Source organism: Bordetella sp. MIP270_01_BMS (assembly GCF_054958705.1).
The window spans coordinates 1,333,927-1,349,280 of the sequence record NZ_CM143297.1; the positions used below are offsets into that span (position 1 = coordinate 1,333,927).

Below are 15,354 nucleotides of genomic sequence, written 5' to 3' on the forward strand. Positions count from 1 at the left end.
GTTACTGTGCCGGGTACGAGCCCAGCACCTTGATGAAAGCAACCTGTTCCTGAAGATCGGCCAGGGCCCGAGCGACATTGGCGTCATCACGGTGCCCCAGCACATCGACGTAAAAGTAGTATTCCCATTCGCCGGTGCGGGCCGGCCGCGACTCGAAGCGCGTCATGGAGACCCCGTTGGCCGCCATGGGCGCAAGCATGTCGTACACGGCGCCGGCACGATTGGGCACGGCCAGGATCAGGCTGGTCTTGTCTTTACCGGACGGCAGGGGCTGGAACTCGCCGATGGCCAGAAAGCGCGTGCGGTTGTTCGGGTCGTCCTGGATGCCTGCCGCGACGACCTGCAGGCCCCAGGCGGGCGCAGCGCTTTCGCCGGCAATGGCCGCGATGGCCGGATTGTCCGCAGCCACGCGCGCGGCTTCCGAATTACTGCTTTCCGCCACACGCTCAAGGCCGGGATAGTGCCGATTGAGCCAGGCCTGGCATTGGGCAAGCGCCTGCGGATGGGCCGCGATGGCGGTGACACCCTCCATCGTGCCGCTTTGCGTCATCAGGCAATGGCGGATATCGAGCGAGCGCTCGCCGAGAATCTTGAGCGGCGTGTTGAGCAGCAGGTCGAGATTGCGATTGACCGCCCCCTCGGTGGAATTTTCCACGGGCACCATGCCCACGTCGGCCTGCCTCGCCTCGACGGCGCGAAAGACTTCGTCGAAAGACGGACAAGGCAGTGCGCGCACGGCACGGCCGAAATGCTCGAACGCCGCCTGCTCGGAAAATGAGCCGCTGGGGCCCAGATAGGCGACAGTCATGCCGCGCTCGAGACCGCGGCATGCCGAGATGATCTCGGTCCAGACGGCCGCCACGCCTTCGCGCGGAAACGCACTGCCGTTCATTTGCTGCAGTCGCCGGATGATCTGGGCTTCGCGCTCGGGGCGCAACACGGGCCCATCCGCCGCCGCGGCGTGCTTCACTTCGCCGACCTCGAGCGCCGCCTGGGCACGCTGCCCCAGCAGGTCGAGGATCTGCGCGTCGATCGCGTCGATGCGTTCGCGCAGGGGCTTGAGTTGGTCTTGCAGCGAATCAGCCATGGCGGCGCTCGAAATCCTTCATGTAGTCGACCAGCGCGCGCACGCCATCCAGCGGCATGGCATTGTAGATAGACGCGCGCATGCCGCCGACACTTTTGTGGCCCTTGAGCTGCATCAGCCCCGCCGCCTCGGCTCCTTGGAGGAAGGCGTCGTTGAGCGATTCGTCACGCAGCACAAAGGGCACGTTCATGCGCGATCTCACTGCGGCGTGCACCGGGTTGCGATAGAACTCGGTGCTGTCGAGGTATCCATAGAGCAGGTCGGCCTTGGCGCGGTTGGCGGCTTCCATGCCCGCCACGCCCCCCTGCGCCTTGACCCACTTGAACACCAGCCCCGCGATGTAAATGGCGAATGTCGGCGGCGTGTTGTAGCGCGAATGTTCGGCCGCCACATTGGCATAGTCGAAGGCAGACGGACAGATGGGCAAGGCCTTGCCGAGGAGATCGCGGCGCGCGACAACCATGGTGACACCCGCCGGGCCGGCATTTTTCTGGGCGCCGGCGAACAGCAGGCCGGTGCGCGTGATATCCATGGGCCGGGACAGAAAATGCGACGATGCATCGACCACCAGCGGTACATCTGGCGCGCCGAGCGCGGCCAGGTCGGGCCAGTCGGTGAACTCGACGCCGTGGATGGTTTCGTTGCTACAAAGGTGCAGGTAGGCGGCGTCCGGCCGCACCTGCCAGGACTCCACCGGCGGAACCCAGGTCCAGGGGGCCTGTTCGTGCCCATCGAGCACGGCGGCCTCGCCGGCGCTGGCGGCAATGTGCGTCTGCCCATAGCGGCCGGCTTCTTTGTGCGACCTCGTGGACCAATGCCCCGTCAAAACGAAGTCGGCCGCCGGGTTGCCACGCCGGCCGATCAGGTTCATCGGTACGATGGCGTTCTCGCCCAGCCCCCCGCCCTGCATGAACATCACCGCATAGTCCGCAGGCACGTTCAACAGCTCGCGCAGGTCGGCCTCGGCCTGGTCGCAGATCTGTACGAAGTGCTTGCCCCGATGGCTCATTTCCATCACGGACATGCCGCTGCCATTCCAGTCCAGCATTTCGGCGGCTGCCTGCTGCAGCACCGGCTCAGGCAGGGCCGACGGCCCCGCCGAGAAATTCCAGGGGCGAGCCATTATTGCTCCGTAGGTTCAGTCGGTTCACTCGGTTCGGCCGTTGCGTCGGGCTCGCCGTCGCCGGCGTCCAGCGCATCGGAATCTTCGTCATCGACGTCGGCGTCGCTTTCGACGACACGACGTACGCCCGAAAGGCTGCTGCCGTCGTCGACGCTGATCAGCGTTACACCCTGCGTGGCGCGGCCCATTTCACGGATTTCGCTGACGCGGGTGCGCACCAGCACTCCGCCGGTCGTGATGAGCATGATTTCATCGGACGGTGTGACCAGCACGGCACCCACCACCTTGCCATTGCGCGAGCTGGTCTGGATGGCGATCATGCCCTTGGTGCCGCGGCCATGGCGCGTGTATTCGGCGATGGACGTGCGCTTGCCGTAGCCGTTTTCGGTCGCGGTGAGCACGCTCTGCGATTCGTCGCCGGCCACGAGCAAGGCAATGACCGTCTGCCCATCTTCGAGCGTCATGCCTCGCACGCCACGGGCATTGCGGCCCATGGGACGCACGTCGTTTTCATCGAAGCGCACGGCCTTGCCCGCGTCCGAGAAGAGCATGACATCGTGCTTGCCGTCGGTAAGGTCGGCACCGATGAGGTAGTCGCCTTCGTCGAGCGCCACCGCAATGATGCCCGCCTTGCGCGGATTGGAGAAATCGGAGAGCGGGGTTTTCTTGACCGTGCCGCGCGACGTCGCCATGAAGACGTAGTTGTCTTCGCTGAATTCCTTGACCGGCAGCACGACAGTGATCTTCTCGCCGTCGGCAAGCGGGAACATATTGACGATGGGCCGACCGCGCGAGCCGCGCGTGCCTTGCGGAACCTCCCAGACCTTCAGCCAGTACACGCGGCCCCGGTCGGAGAAGCACAGCAGGTAGTTGTGCGTGTTGGCGATGAAGAGCTGGTCGATCCAGTCGTTCTCTTTCATGGCCGTCGCCTGCTTGCCGCGCCCGCCGCGTTTCTGCGACCGGTATTCGGAAAGCGGCTGGCTCTTGATGTAACCGGCATGAGACAGGGTGACGACCATGTCGGTGGGTGTGATCAGGTCTTCGGTGTCTAGCTCAGTGGCGTTGAATTCGATTTCCGAACGGCGCGTGTCTTTGACGTTGGTGGAAAACTCGGCCTTGATGGCTTGCAGTTCGTCGCCAATGATCACGGTGATGCGTTCGGGCTTGGCCAGAATGTCGAGCAGGTCGGCGATCGTGGCCATGATGTCTATGTATTCGCCGACGATCTTGTCCTGCTCGAGCCCGGTCAGGCGTTGCAGGCGCATGTTCAGGATTTCCTGGGCCTGGGTATCGCTCAGGCGATACAGGCCATCGCCCTGCAGACCGAAGCTTTCATGCAGGTCATCGGGACGGAAAGCGGCGCGTCCGCCCACGGCGTCGAGATCGGAACGCGACAGCATTTCACGCACCAGAGACGAATCCCACGTACGGGCCATCAATTCCTGGCGGGCCACCGGCGGCGTGGGCGCCGCCTTGATGATGGCGATGAAATCGTCGATATTGGCCAGCGCCACGGCCAGCCCCTCGAGCACATGGCCGCGCTCGCGCGCCTTGCGCAGCTGGAACACGGTGCGGCGGGTGACGACTTCGCGACGGTGCTGCAGGAAATAGCTGATCAGCTGTTTCAGGTTGAGCAGTCGCGGCTGGCCGTCGACCAGCGCCACCAGGTTCATCCCGAAGGTGTCCTGCAGCTGGGTATTCTTGTAGAGATTGTTCAGTATGACTTCGGGCACTTCGCCGCGCTTGAGCTCGATCACGAGCCGCATGCCGTCCTTGTCGGACTCGTCGCGGATGTCAGAAATGCCTTCGATCTTCTTCTCGTTGACCAGCTCGGCGATACGTTCCTGCAGCGTTTTCTTGTTGACCTGGTAGGGAATGGCGTCGACCACGATGGCCTGACGGTTGCCCTTTTCCATGTCTTCGAAATGCGTCTTCGCACGCATGACGACGCGGCCGCGGCCGGTGCGGTAGCCCTCGCGCACGCCGGACATGCCGTAGATGATGCCCCCCGTTGGGAAATCGGGCGCCGGGATGATCTCGATGAGTTCATCGACCGTGCAATCGGGATTGCGCAGGCAGTAGAGGCAGCCGTCGACGACTTCCTGGAGGTTATGCGGCGGGATATTGGTAGCCATGCCCACGGCGATGCCCGAACTGCCGTTGACCAGCAGGTTGGGCAGTCGCGACGGCAACAGGAGCGGTTCTTGCTCACTGCCATCGTAGTTGGGCCCGAAGTCGACCGTTTCCTGATCGATGTCGGCCAGCAGCTCATGGGCGATCTTGGCCAGGCGCACCTCGGTGTAACGCATTGCGGCGGCACTGTCGCCGTCGACCGAGCCGAAGTTGCCCTGCCCGTCGACCAGCATGTAGCGCATGGAGAAATCTTGCGCCATGCGCACAATCGTGTCGTACACGGATTGGTCACCGTGGGGGTGATACTTACCGATCACATCGCCCACGATACGAGCCGACTTCTTATAGGCGCGGTTCCAGTCGTTGTTGAGCTCGTGCATGGCGTAAAGCACGCGCCGGTGCACCGGCTTGAGCCCGTCGCGTACATCTGGCAGCGCCCGTCCCACGATCACGCTCATTGCGTAATCCAGATAGCTGCGGCGCATCTCTTCTTCCAGCGATACCGGAAGCGTCTCCTTGGCGAAGGAATCCATATATATAGAGCGACTGAATCAGTAAGGTGGTAACCCGAGCCGGGTAAACAGGAAATTCTATCATCCGATTGCCCGATGCCCCCCTGGGCCGGGTTTGCGGGGGCGACCCGTGGCCTGCCAAACCGTCCCGTTCCTGCCTGTTGCCAAAAACCAACATCCCTGCATGACACAGGGAAGAAAAGATCATATCCAGCACCAATGCGGCTCTCCGAGGAAGCCAAAGGCCATCAAATGCCTTAAGATTGTTTCCAGCACGCAGGAGACCCAGTAGCGATCCTTTGAACCTTTTCTGGGCGTTGCTATACTGGCCCCGTTTTCCTGATATGCGGCGGGGGTTCGCTGCGAGTCACTTATCCAGCTTCAAGCTCAACGAGGAGAAACATGAACAAACCCTCCAAATTCGCTCTGGCGCTCGCCTTCGCCGCCATTACGGCCTCTGGTGCAGCTTCCGCGCAAACCGTGGACAACTGGCGTAATCCGTTCGGCGACGTGTGGATGAACGGCACGAATGAATTGTGCTGGCGCGATGCCTTCTGGACCCCCGCCACCGGCATCCCCGGCTGCGATGGTGTTCCGGTTGCTCAAGCGCCCGTCGCCAAGCCGACTCCCATGGCCACCAAGGTTGTCTTCAACGCCGACACCTTCTTTGATTTCGACAAGTCGACCCTGAAGCCGGAAGGCCGCCAACTGTTGCAACAAGTTGCGCAACAAGCCCAGGGCATCAACCTCGAAACCATCATCGCCGTCGGCCACACCGACTCGATCGGCACCGAGCAATACAACCAAGGTCTGTCCGAGCGCCGTGCCGCTTCGGTCAAGGCCTACCTGGTCAGCCTCGGCGTGGACCCCAACCGCATCTACACGGAAGGCAAGGGCGAACTGCAGCCCATCGCTTCCAACCAGACGCGTGAAGGCCGTGCCCAGAACCGCCGCGTTGAGATTGAAGTGGTCGGTAGCCGCCGTTAATCGACGAGCTAACCGCTACAATGAAGGGCCTCGCACTGCGAGGCCCTTTTTTCATTCCGGCGCGGCCGCGCCTTGGTGACCATGATAATTCAAGCCTCCGCCTCTGCACCCTCCGGCGTCAACGCCAACCAGGCCGAACTCGACAAGTTCGCCGCCCTGGCCGCTCGGTGGTGGGACCCGGAAAGCGAATTCAAGCCCCTGCACGCCATCAATCCCTTGCGCCTGGCCTGGATCCAGGAATGCGCAGGCACCCTGGCGGGCAAAACAGTGCTCGACGTGGGCTGCGGGGGCGGCATTCTGTCTGAAAGCATGGCTGTGGCCGGGGCCCAGGTGACCGGCATCGACCTGGCCGAGCGTTCCCTGAAAATCGCCCGGCTGCATGGGCTGGAATCGGGTGTGCGGGTGGAATATCGCGCCGTGCCCGTGGAAGAACTGGCCACCGAGCAGCCCGAGCGGTACGACATTGTGACCTGCATGGAAATGCTGGAACACGTGCCCGATCCGGGTTCGGTGGTGCGCGCCTGCGCCGCCCTGGTCAAGCCGGGCGGCTGGGTATTCTTTTCGACCCTGAATCGCAACGTCAAATCTTTCCTGTACGCCATTATCGGGGCCGAATACGTTCTGCGCCTGCTGCCCCGCGGCACCCACAGCCATGACCAGTTCATCAAGCCCAGCGAACTGGCCGCGGCGGCACGCCAGGCGGGCCTGCAACCGGCAGGCATGCGAGGCATGGAATACAACCCCGTCACCCAGGTGTACCGCCTGAGCGGCGACACTTCGGTGAACTATCTGATGGCTACTCGCAAATGAGCGCGCTGATTCTGTTCGATTTCGACGGCACTCTGGCCGACACCGCCCCCGACCTGGCAGCCGCCGCGAACCGCCAGCGTACGCGGCGAGGCATGGAAGCCCTGCCCTACGAGGCCTTGCGGCCCGTCGCGTCGCAAGGAGCCCGGGGGCTGCTGCGCGTTGCGCTGGGGCTGCTGCCCGACCACCCCGATTATGAAGCCGCGCGCCAGCAATTCCTGGCAGATTATGCCGCCGAGTCGACGGTACACAGCCAGTTGTTTCCCGGCATCCCGGCGCTGCTCGATGACATACGATCGCGCGGGCTGGCCTGGGGCATCGTGACCAACAAGGTAACCCACCTGACCCTGCCCATCGTCGAGTTCCTGGGCCTGACGCGCGACAGCGCGGTATTGGTTTGCGGCGACACGACCGAACACGCAAAACCTCACCCCGCGCCTTTGCTGTACGCGGCCCGCGAGGCCGGGTATGCTTCAGAGCGCTGTGTCTACGTGGGCGACGATTTGCGCGATATCCAGGCTGCGCATGCCGCGGGCATGCCCGCCATTGCGGCAGCGTACGGTTACCTGGGCGAAGACGAAAACGTCACCACCTGGGCCGCCGAAGCGTGCGTGGAAACACCCGACCAGCTCTGGACCGCAATCGAGCCGCTGCTACCGAGCGACCTGCGCTGACAGGCCGCCCAGGCGTTATGCTCCGCTGTGGCTCGGTGCCCGGACGCAGCGCTGATCAATCAGCGGGCTGGCGCCGCGTGCGCCCACCCCGCTCCTAAAAAGGCAGCAGATTGTTCAGGCGGCGCGAACAGTCATGCCGACTCAGCCCTCTTTATCGCATCAGTCGATGTACGTACAGTACCGGCTTGATGTGACGATTTGCCGCCCGGCCCGCCGCTCCTCCTCTCTCGCGGCGTGGTCCGGTTCACGGCATTGCCGGCCCCCCTTGCAGTTTTCCCCTGTCGCGCCCTGGCCTTGCTGCGCGCGCCCAGCGCATGCTTTTGCCCATATTCCTGCTTTCCGCCGCCGGCTTTACGGTTCTGACAACGGAATTCCTGATCGTCGGCTTGTTACCGCCCCTGGCCCGCGACCTGGGTGTATCCATCGCCCAGGCAGGACTGCTCGTTACCCTGTTCGCGTTCACCGTCGCGGCGACGGGCCCGTTGCTGACGGCATTGATGGCCAACGTAAATCGCAAGCGCTTGTTCATCGTGGTACTGCTGCTGTTCGGTCTATCCAACACGGTAGCCGCGCTGGCGCCGAACATGAGTGTGATGGCTGTCGCGCGATTCGTGCCCGCGCTCGCGCTGCCGGTCTTCTGGTCGTTGGCAAGCGCGACCGCCGTCGAACTCGCGGGCCCTGCGCGCGCCGGCCGTGCCGTTTCCATGGTGGCATTCGGCGTCGTGGCTGCCACGGTGTTCGGCATCCCCATTGGCGTGCTGATCTCCGATGCGTTCGGCTGGCGTATGGCGTTCGGCGTACTTGCGGCAGTGGCGTATGCCAAGGCCGGACTATTGTGGCTATGGTTTCCCCGGCCCACCCCGGGCGCCGCGCCCGTACGAATGACGGCACAACTCCGTATCCTGCGGGACCCCCGCGTGGTGGGGCATGTGCTGCTTTCGCTGCTGATTTTCACGGGCATGTTCACGGCCTACACCTACCTGGCCGACATGCTGGAGCGCCTGGCCGGCTTCAACGGACAATGGGTCGGTTGGTCGATGATGGCTTTTGGGGCCATAGGGCTGCTCGGAAACTGGCTGGGCGGACGCCTGGCCGACCGCAGCGCGCTGGGCGCCACACTGCTTTTCGCCGTGTTGATGGCCGCCGGACTCGCAGTACTCGGGCAAGTGATGCGCACGCCCGCCCTGCTGGCCGTCGCGCTGGGAGTTTGGGGCATTGCCCAGGCCGCGCTGTTCACCGTGTGCCATGTACGGGTCATGAAGTCGGCCCCCGCGGCACCCGCGTTCGCGGCCTCGCTGAACATTTCGGGCGCCAATATCGGCATAGGGATCGGCGCCATGGCCGGCGGCCATGTCATCGACCATCACGGCCTGGCGACGGTGGGCCTGGTTGCAGCGGGCATCGTGATGTCGGCCATGGTGTTGGGCGCGTTGCTTGCCCTGCGTCCGAGTCGGCTGCTGCGCTGCCCCGAAGCCTGCGATGCCTGAGCGCCCCACCCCTTGCGGGGTATTGGGAGTACAATAGGCGTACTTGGGGCCGATCCGGATTCGACGTGGGTCGCGAAACAACTCAGGGCATGCCGAGCACCAGTAAGCTCGTTAATCCACTGGAACACTACAAACGCCAACGACGAGCGTTTCGCTCTCGCCGCTTAAGCGGTGAGCCGCTGCACTGATCTGTCCTTGGGTCAGGCGGAGGAAGGCAACTTCCTAGGGGGCAACCCCGAACCGCAGCAGCGACATTCACAAGGAATCGGTCTGCACTGGGGTCACACGGTTCAGGCTTAAATTACGTGAATCGCCCTGGTCCGGCCTGTCGGTTGGCTAAGTCCAGGGTTAAAACCAAATAGGCCGACTAAGCATGTAGAACTGGTTGCGGAGGGCTTGCGGACGGGGGTTCAATTCCCCCCGGCTCCACCAGAATTCCGTTATTCATCACTACTTTACGAACTAGCCAGCCCTAAAAGCTGGCTATTTTTTTGGGGCTGTTTTGGGCTGGGCGTTCAACTTTTGATCTACTTTTCCTAGGGCATTTACTGAGCAGACGCCCAGTATTTCAGTATGAGGCCCCGCCGCAATCCTCCCCTGGACGCCGCGCGCCTGTGCGAAATCCGGAAGGCATCGGCCAAGTGACCTGCCCTAGACTTAGTACGGCACCGACATAGAGTCCAGGTTAAAACCGTTATTGCCGATGCGCCTGAGCAAACTGCGCTGGCGTTAAGTACCCCAGCGCGCCTTGCGGGCGTCCGGTGTTGTACTCGGCGCGCCAGTCTTCGATCAAGGATCCGGTCGACGCAGCGGCATTAGCCAATGCTCACTCAGGCATTCATCGCGGAATTTTCAGTTGAAGCTCTCGATGTATGCATTCTGCACGGGCTTGCCTGGTCTGATGAGCGACAGCTACACGCCGACCTGATAGGCCCAAGCGTCCAAGGCCCTGCCGGCAAATTCCGGGGCGCGTCCACGGTGATGGATTTGCGCAGCCCACGCAGTTCCGCAAGCCGTTGCAGCACCTGCGCCACCCGCAATCCCGGCAGTGATGTATCGACCTCGATGGCAAGACTCTCGCGCATGTAGTCATCGACGATATTTAAGCACCGGAACCTGCGGCCATAGGCCAAACCGTCGTACACGATGTCCATCGACCAGCTCTGATTCGGCGCCGTCGCAACGGGGCGAACTACCCGTTCTGCGGGAGCAATGCGCTTGCGGCGACGCTTGCGAACGCTCAAGCCGGCTTGGCGGTAAAGCCGCCAGACCCGCTTGCACGATGTGCAGCATCCTGTCGACGAACTCAAGCTTCTCGCTCATTCGGTTGCTAGGGGTGCTCAGCGCGGCAAAGAGCGCTTCTCCTAGGGGGCGCGAGCCGTCGTCACCGATGGGCTCTGTGGGCGCGCTGGCTACCACCCAATCCCACACGCGGTCTGGCCTCTCGTCAAGCTCGCACAAGTCTTCTGCCCTGAATCTTCCATCGCCAGACAGGACGGTACAGATCCTCAGGAGCAGGCTGCAGCCCGCAGGCCTGCAACGATCCACTCAAAGCGTCCATCGTCCGCCACATGACCAGTCCCCGTGGAGGGTTCCCCGACTCGACTGATGAGCGACGGCGCCACGGTGGGCCATGTGAAAGGCACGCCCATCCGGTACTCATCCTGGAGTGATGGGACGAGTTCGGCTTCGCGCTCAGCCAATATCTCAATGGCGGCTACCTACCTTGTGTATCGCGATACAAGACACAAAGTTCGCCAGGCGACACTAACCGCCACACCCTTGTTCATTACGCTCTAAGTAAGCGGGCAATTTATGAAACACCCTTCCGTCGACAGCGCTTCCTGCCGGATGTGGTCGAGAACGTTTTTCTCGACCTCGGGGGTGGGCCGGTCGGCTCGTCGGATGATGCCTATCTGGCGATAGGGCGTGGGATTCCTGATGGCGCGGTAAGTCATGCCTTCCATCTTCAATGATGACAGCGACAGCCTTGGTAAAACAGTGACCCCAAGCCCGGCTGCGGCAATGTTGATGGCAGTGATCATACTTACGACTTCGTGCCCCGGCTCACGGGGGATGCCCGTCATCAATATTGAAGCCTCGACCAGCCGGCGCACACTCGACTTCGGTTGCAGCAGGATCAAGGGATGCCGCGCCAGCTGTTCCCAATCGATTGACTCGCCTTGACCGAATGCATGGTCGTCTCGGAACACCGCGACCAGTTCGTCGTAGAAGAGCGGCTCGAAAGAGAGTTCGTCCATGACCTGGGTGAACATTCCCAGGCCGAAATCGACTTCACGATTCAACACACGATCGATCAGCACGTCATTCTGGTCCTCGATCATTTGTACAGCGATGTTTGAATGCTTCGCATGCAGAGCCGCAAGCGCGCGAGTCCCGATGCCAAAAGCCAAGGAGTGCAGAATCGAAAAGGCAACCCTGCCGCGCTTGCCCTCCACCAGCGCGCGCATGTCGGCGCTGGCATGGTCCAGGTCTTGCAGCGGGCGCCGTACGCTGAGAAGCAGTTGCTCGCCCGCCGCCGTCAGGTCGAGGCGACGAGTGGTGCGGTCGAAAAGAGAAACGCCTAGGCTCGACTCCAGTTCCCGGATCAACTGAGAGAACGCCGGCGGGGTCATCGACATTCGGGACGCGGCCAGCGCGAACGATCCCAGCTCGGCCGCCGCCACGAATCCTTGCAGCTGTCTGAGCTTGAAATTATTACGCATTACTTAAGAATAGCTAATAAAGTTCCAATTGTCATTAACCCGTCTTCGTTGGAAGATGACGGCCTTTCACAGGCTGGCGCGCAGCGACATCCAACTCAGGACGAAGCGAGAATCATGGGACATTTCTGGATAGGTATCGATACAGGGGGCACGTTCACCGACCTTGTCCTTCGCGACACAGGAAGCGACCGCTGCATCTACCACAAGGTGCCGACGCAAACACAAGACCCTGCTAGGGGCATTCTGGACGGCATTAGCGAACTGCTGGAGCTTGCCAGCGTCGACCCGCGCGACGTGGATTTCGTGGTGCTCGGCACGACGTTGGCGACCAATGCCGTGCTCCAAAGGAAATGGGCCCGTACGGGCATGTTGACGAGCGCGGGTTTCGGCGATGTGGTCGATATCGCGCGGCAACGCCGCCCCCATTATTTCAACCTGGATATTCCCAAGCCGGTCCCGCCATCGACGCGGGCCGACCGCCACGAAATTACTGAGCGCATTCAATATAACGGCGAGGTGGTGACCCCGCTGGATGAAGTAGCGCTGCGCGAAGCAGTCCAGTCCTTGCGCGGCCAGGGCGTCGGCGCTATAGCGGTGTGCTTTCTGCACGCCTACGCCAATCCGGCGCATGAGCATCGTGCCCTGGAAGTGGTTCGCGAGGTCTGGCCCGACGCCTACGTCTGCGCCTCGAGTGACGTACTGCCTGAGATGCGCGAGTACGAGCGTTTCATCTCTGCCACGGTGAATGCCAGCCTGATGCCCGTCATGGATCGCTACCTGCAGCAGTTCGAGGATGGCGTGCGCCACCTAGGCGTGGAACGGCCGGCCCGGGTGATGCAGTCCAACGGTGGAGCCGTGACGGCCGCGACAGTCCGGAAACTGCCCATCAACACATTCTTTTCCGGCCCTGCCGGTGGCGTGATGGCCACGGTGGCCGTCGGCAAGGATGTCGGCCGTCGCGGTCTAGTGGCATTCGATATGGGCGGCACCAGCACGGATGTGTGCCTGGTGAAAGATCTTCGTCCCACAATGAAGGGAGAACGTCCGATGGGCGGGCTGCCGGTTCGGGCTCCGACCTTCGATATCCACACCATCGGCGCCGGTGGGGGAAGTCTTGCCTGGATCGATGCGGGGGGGATGCTCAAAGTCGGGCCACAAAGCGCGGGTGCCTATCCGGGCCCGGCGGCCTACGGGCGTGGCGGCAAAGCCCCGACCGTTACCGATGCGAACGTGCTGCTAGGGCGCCTAAGCCCGGTATCGCTGCTGGATGGAAGGATGAAGGTCTATCCGGAAAATGCGGCCGGCGCAATCCGCGATACGCTTTGCCAGCCGTTGAACCTTGACGTGCAGGACGCAGCGATCGGTATATTGAAGATCGCCACGGTGCACATGACCGGCGCAGTGCGCGTGATATCGGTCGAACAGGGGGAAGACCCCAGGGACTACGCGCTGGTCGCATTTGGCGGCGCCGGCCCCCTGCATGCCGCCGAGGTCGCCCTTTCCGCGGGCATGCGCCATGTGATCGTGCCTCCCCGTCCCGGCCTGCTGTCGGCCCAGGGCCTGCTGCAGGCCGATCAGCGGGGCGATTTCGCCATGACTTGCCTGGTGCCCGCCAACGACGACCAATTGCCACGCATCAACGCCGGCTTTGACGGGCTCGACCGGCGGATACAGGCCTGGCTGGCAGACGAAGCCCGAGAGGGGTCGGGCAGCATCGCCTATACGTGGCAGATCGACATGCGCTACCAGGGCCAGAGTTCGGAACTGACAATCACCACGGATTCGCGGGAGCTGGATGCTGCGCAATTAGAAAGCTTGCGCGCCCGCTTCCACAGTCGGCACGAAGAAGTGCTCGGCTATCAGCTGCCTTCGCATGCCGTGCAGGTGGTGAACGTGCGGGGGTCGGTGGTGATCGAAACGTCCAAGCCGGAGACCGCCAAAATACCGCCGGGCCGCACGTTCGAATCCGCCATTACGGGGGAGCGCCAAGTGTGGTTCCCGGCGACCGGCTTCGTCGGCACGCCAATCGTCAGGCGCGACGCCCTGTCCGCCGGGGCGAAGTTCGTCGGACCCGCGGTAATCGAGCAAATGGACACGACCACCGTGGTCCCGCCGGCTGCGCGTGTCGAAGTGGACCAATACGGCTATCTGCATATCGATCTGGCAGACATTCTGGAACAGCAAGGAGGTCAGGCATGAAGCAACCGATCGATCCCATACGTGCGGAGGTCGTCGCCCGGTATCTGTTGGGCGTGACTGAAGAAATGGGCGCGGCACTGACCCGTGCGGCGTTCTCTCCCAATATCAAAGAGCGGCACGATTGTTCGACCGCGGTCTTCGATGTCGAGGGCAACGTGATCGCGCTGCCACAACGGGTGCCGATTCACCTGGGGTCCATGGTGGGCGTCGTCGGGGCCATTGTCGAAAAGTTCCCACGCGACGAGATCAAGCCCGGGGACATGTTCATCGCGAACGATCCATACCATGGCGGCGGATCGCACCTGCCAGACATCAATATGATCGCGCCCGTCTTCTACGAAGGCAGATAGTGGCTTTCGTGGCGAACATTGCGCATCACGCCGATGTCGGAGGCATGGTGCCCGGGTCGGAAGCCGCCATCTGCACGTCGATCTTCCAGGAGGGGCTCAGAATCCCGCCGGTACGGTTGATCGCCGCCGGCGAGCTCAGGACCGACGTGCTGGACATCGTGCTGCTGAACTCGCGTACCCCCGACGAACGGTCCGGCGACCTGCGGGCGCAGATCGCTGCGAACACCGTAGGCCTGCGTGCCATGGAAGCGCTGTTCGAGCGTTACGGCGTCCAATTGTTGCAGGACACCATCGCAGGCTATCTTGATTTCACCGAACGCCGATTCCTGCGAGCCATCGAAAAGCTGCCGGCCGGGTCGTTCGAGGCCAGCGATTTTCTCGATGGCGATGAACCAGGACAGACGGCGGAGATAAAACTCAGGCTTACCGTGGAACAAGGCAGGCTGATCCTGGACTTCGCTGGCTCGGCCCCGCAATTGCAATCGGCCAGGAACATTCCCTATCGCGCCTTGATCGCCACGGTGTACACGGTGGTCAAGAGCATGCTGGACCCCGACATTGCGGCCAATGCGGGTTATTTCCGAACAATCGACGTCCGGATTCCCCCGGGCACTGTAGTCGGGCCCGTGGCCCCCGCGGCGATCGGGGCGCGTGCCATTTCTTGCGCGGTGCTGGGCGACGTGGTCGCAACCGCGTTGTCGCAAGCCATGCCCGGGAAAGGCCTGGCACGCAGCGGCCCGCACCAGTTGATCGTGCTGGCCGGCGACGACCCGCGAACCGGCAGCTACTTTGTCAATTATGAAACGCTCGCCGGGGGCATGGGTGCAAGATCCTATCGCAACGGCATGGATGCCGTACGCGTCCATGCGTCGGGCTCTTCGAACCTGCCGGTCGAAGCGCTGGAGCACGCCTATCCTTTCATGATCGAGCGCTACGAAATCAACCAGACGAGCGCCGGTCGCGGGCGGTATCGCGGCGGCGCCGGCATATTGCGCGATTACCGGGTGCTGGGAGAGAACACGGTGCTCAGCCTGTCGTCCGAACGCCAGCACGTCGCCGCGACCGGTGCCGACGGTGGCGGCGATGGCGGGCTAGGCCAGTTCGTACTGGATCCCGGCACGCCGAATGAACAGAAGCTTCCAGCCGCCGCGGCGGAAATCAGGTTGCGCGCCGGCCAGGTGCTGCGCGTGTGCACGCCTGGTGGAGGCGGCTACGGGACCGAAGCTTAAACGGCCACCCGAAATCGGGGGCTTATTTAATAGGGGGAGT

The 15,354-nt window shown here is 62.7% G+C and carries 11 protein-coding genes, 1 other RNA gene and 2 pseudogenes; 7 read left to right on the plus strand and 7 right to left on the minus strand.

The window, feature by feature from the left end:
* Position 1 precedes the first annotated feature (1 nt).
* From pheA to gyrA, 3 genes are read right to left on the minus strand one after another with little or no spacing between them, the layout of a single operon-like run.
* Positions 2–1,087, minus strand: coding sequence for a prephenate dehydratase (gene pheA, locus ACV17W_RS06155; protein ID WP_462595541.1), 1,086 nt, complete (start codon positions 1,085–1,087; stop codon positions 2–4).
* Positions 1,080–2,210 (minus strand): 3-phosphoserine/phosphohydroxythreonine transaminase, encoded by a 1,131-nt coding sequence (gene serC / locus ACV17W_RS06160; protein WP_462595542.1) that lies wholly within the window; start codon positions 2,208–2,210, stop codon positions 1,080–1,082. Before serC ends, pheA begins: the two co-directional genes overlap by 8 nt.
* Positions 2,210–4,876, minus strand: a complete 2,667-nt coding sequence (gene gyrA / locus ACV17W_RS06165; protein ID WP_462595543.1) for a DNA gyrase subunit A — start codon at positions 4,874–4,876, stop codon at positions 2,210–2,212. The genes serC and gyrA overlap by 1 nt, the downstream gene beginning before the upstream one ends.
* Positions 4,877–5,257: 381 nt before the next feature.
* On the opposite strand from gyrA, the gene ompA reads away from it, so the two are divergent.
* The 5 genes from ompA to ssrA all read left to right on the plus strand — a co-directional run bounded on the left by ompA (position 5,258) and on the right by ssrA (position 9,242).
* Positions 5,258–5,842, plus strand: coding sequence for an outer membrane protein OmpA (ompA, locus tag ACV17W_RS06170; RefSeq protein WP_462595544.1), 585 nt, complete (start codon positions 5,258–5,260; stop codon positions 5,840–5,842).
* An 81-nt stretch (positions 5,843–5,923) separates the two neighbouring features.
* A complete protein-coding gene (gene ubiG / locus ACV17W_RS06175; protein WP_462595545.1) occupies positions 5,924–6,652 on the plus strand; it encodes a bifunctional 2-polyprenyl-6-hydroxyphenol methylase/3-demethylubiquinol 3-O-methyltransferase UbiG in 729 nt (242 codons plus the stop codon).
* Positions 6,649–7,323, plus strand: coding sequence for an HAD family hydrolase (locus ACV17W_RS06180; RefSeq protein ID WP_462595546.1), 675 nt, complete (start codon positions 6,649–6,651; stop codon positions 7,321–7,323). Before ubiG ends, ACV17W_RS06180 begins: the two co-directional genes overlap by 4 nt.
* A gap of 314 nt (positions 7,324–7,637) precedes the next feature.
* Positions 7,638–8,810, plus strand: a complete 1,173-nt coding sequence (locus tag ACV17W_RS06185; RefSeq protein WP_462595547.1) for an MFS transporter — start codon at positions 7,638–7,640, stop codon at positions 8,808–8,810.
* A 45-nt stretch (positions 8,811–8,855) separates the two neighbouring features.
* Positions 8,856–9,242: a transfer-messenger RNA gene (gene ssrA / locus ACV17W_RS06190) on the plus strand.
* A 262-nt stretch (positions 9,243–9,504) separates the two neighbouring features.
* Here the strand turns inward: ssrA and ACV17W_RS06195 are convergent.
* The 4 genes and pseudogenes from ACV17W_RS06195 to ACV17W_RS06210 all read right to left on the minus strand — a co-directional run bounded on the left by ACV17W_RS06195 (position 9,505) and on the right by ACV17W_RS06210 (position 11,536).
* The gene (locus ACV17W_RS06195) at positions 9,505–9,633 is read right to left on the minus strand and encodes an integrase core domain-containing protein (protein ID WP_462595548.1); all 129 of its coding nucleotides are present in this window, start codon (positions 9,631–9,633) and stop codon (positions 9,505–9,507) included.
* A gap of 29 nt (positions 9,634–9,662) precedes the next feature.
* Complete coding sequence (locus ACV17W_RS06200) at positions 9,663–9,722, minus strand: integrase core domain-containing protein (RefSeq protein ID WP_462596485.1); 60 nt, start codon at positions 9,720–9,722, stop codon at positions 9,663–9,665.
* Positions 9,723–9,793: 71 nt separating this feature from the next.
* Positions 9,794–10,120: pseudogene (locus ACV17W_RS06205) on the minus strand (DDE-type integrase/transposase/recombinase); the annotation flags it as partial.
* Between the two features lie 486 nt (positions 10,121–10,606).
* Positions 10,607–11,536, minus strand: a complete 930-nt coding sequence (locus ACV17W_RS06210; RefSeq protein WP_462595549.1) for a LysR family transcriptional regulator — start codon at positions 11,534–11,536, stop codon at positions 10,607–10,609.
* Here ACV17W_RS06210 and ACV17W_RS06215 point away from each other — a divergent pair.
* Both ACV17W_RS06215 and ACV17W_RS06220 read left to right on the plus strand, forming a co-directional pair.
* Positions 11,504–13,735 carry a hydantoinase/oxoprolinase family protein gene (locus tag ACV17W_RS06215; protein WP_462595550.1) on the plus strand — a complete coding sequence of 744 codons (2,232 nt, stop codon included), beginning with the start codon at positions 11,504–11,506 and terminating at the stop codon, positions 13,733–13,735. The two genes, ACV17W_RS06210 and ACV17W_RS06215, sit on opposite strands and share 33 nt — an antisense overlap.
* A gap of 65 nt (positions 13,736–13,800) precedes the next feature.
* Positions 13,801–15,314, plus strand: a pseudogene (locus ACV17W_RS06220) (hydantoinase B/oxoprolinase family protein).
* Positions 15,315–15,354 lie beyond the last annotated feature (40 nt).

Bases quoted from the DNA above. Each gene is read 5' to 3' on its own strand.
- pheA (WP_462595541.1), bottom strand. From the start codon at position 1,087: ATGGCTGATTCGCTGCAAGACCAACTCAAGCCCCTGCGCGAACGCATC.
- serC (WP_462595542.1), bottom strand. From the start codon at position 2,210: ATGGCTCGCCCCTGGAATTTCTCGGCGGGGCCGTCGGCCCTGCCTGAG.
- gyrA (WP_462595543.1), bottom strand. From the start codon at position 4,876: ATGGATTCCTTCGCCAAGGAGACGCTTCCGGTATCGCTGGAAGAAGAG.
- ompA (WP_462595544.1), top strand. From the start codon at position 5,258: ATGAACAAACCCTCCAAATTCGCTCTGGCGCTCGCCTTCGCCGCCATT.
- ubiG (WP_462595545.1), top strand. From the start codon at position 5,924: ATGATAATTCAAGCCTCCGCCTCTGCACCCTCCGGCGTCAACGCCAAC.
- ACV17W_RS06180 (WP_462595546.1), top strand. From the start codon at position 6,649: ATGAGCGCGCTGATTCTGTTCGATTTCGACGGCACTCTGGCCGACACC.
- ACV17W_RS06185 (WP_462595547.1), top strand. From the start codon at position 7,638: ATGCTTTTGCCCATATTCCTGCTTTCCGCCGCCGGCTTTACGGTTCTG.
- ACV17W_RS06210 (WP_462595549.1), bottom strand. From the start codon at position 11,536: ATGCGTAATAATTTCAAGCTCAGACAGCTGCAAGGATTCGTGGCGGCG.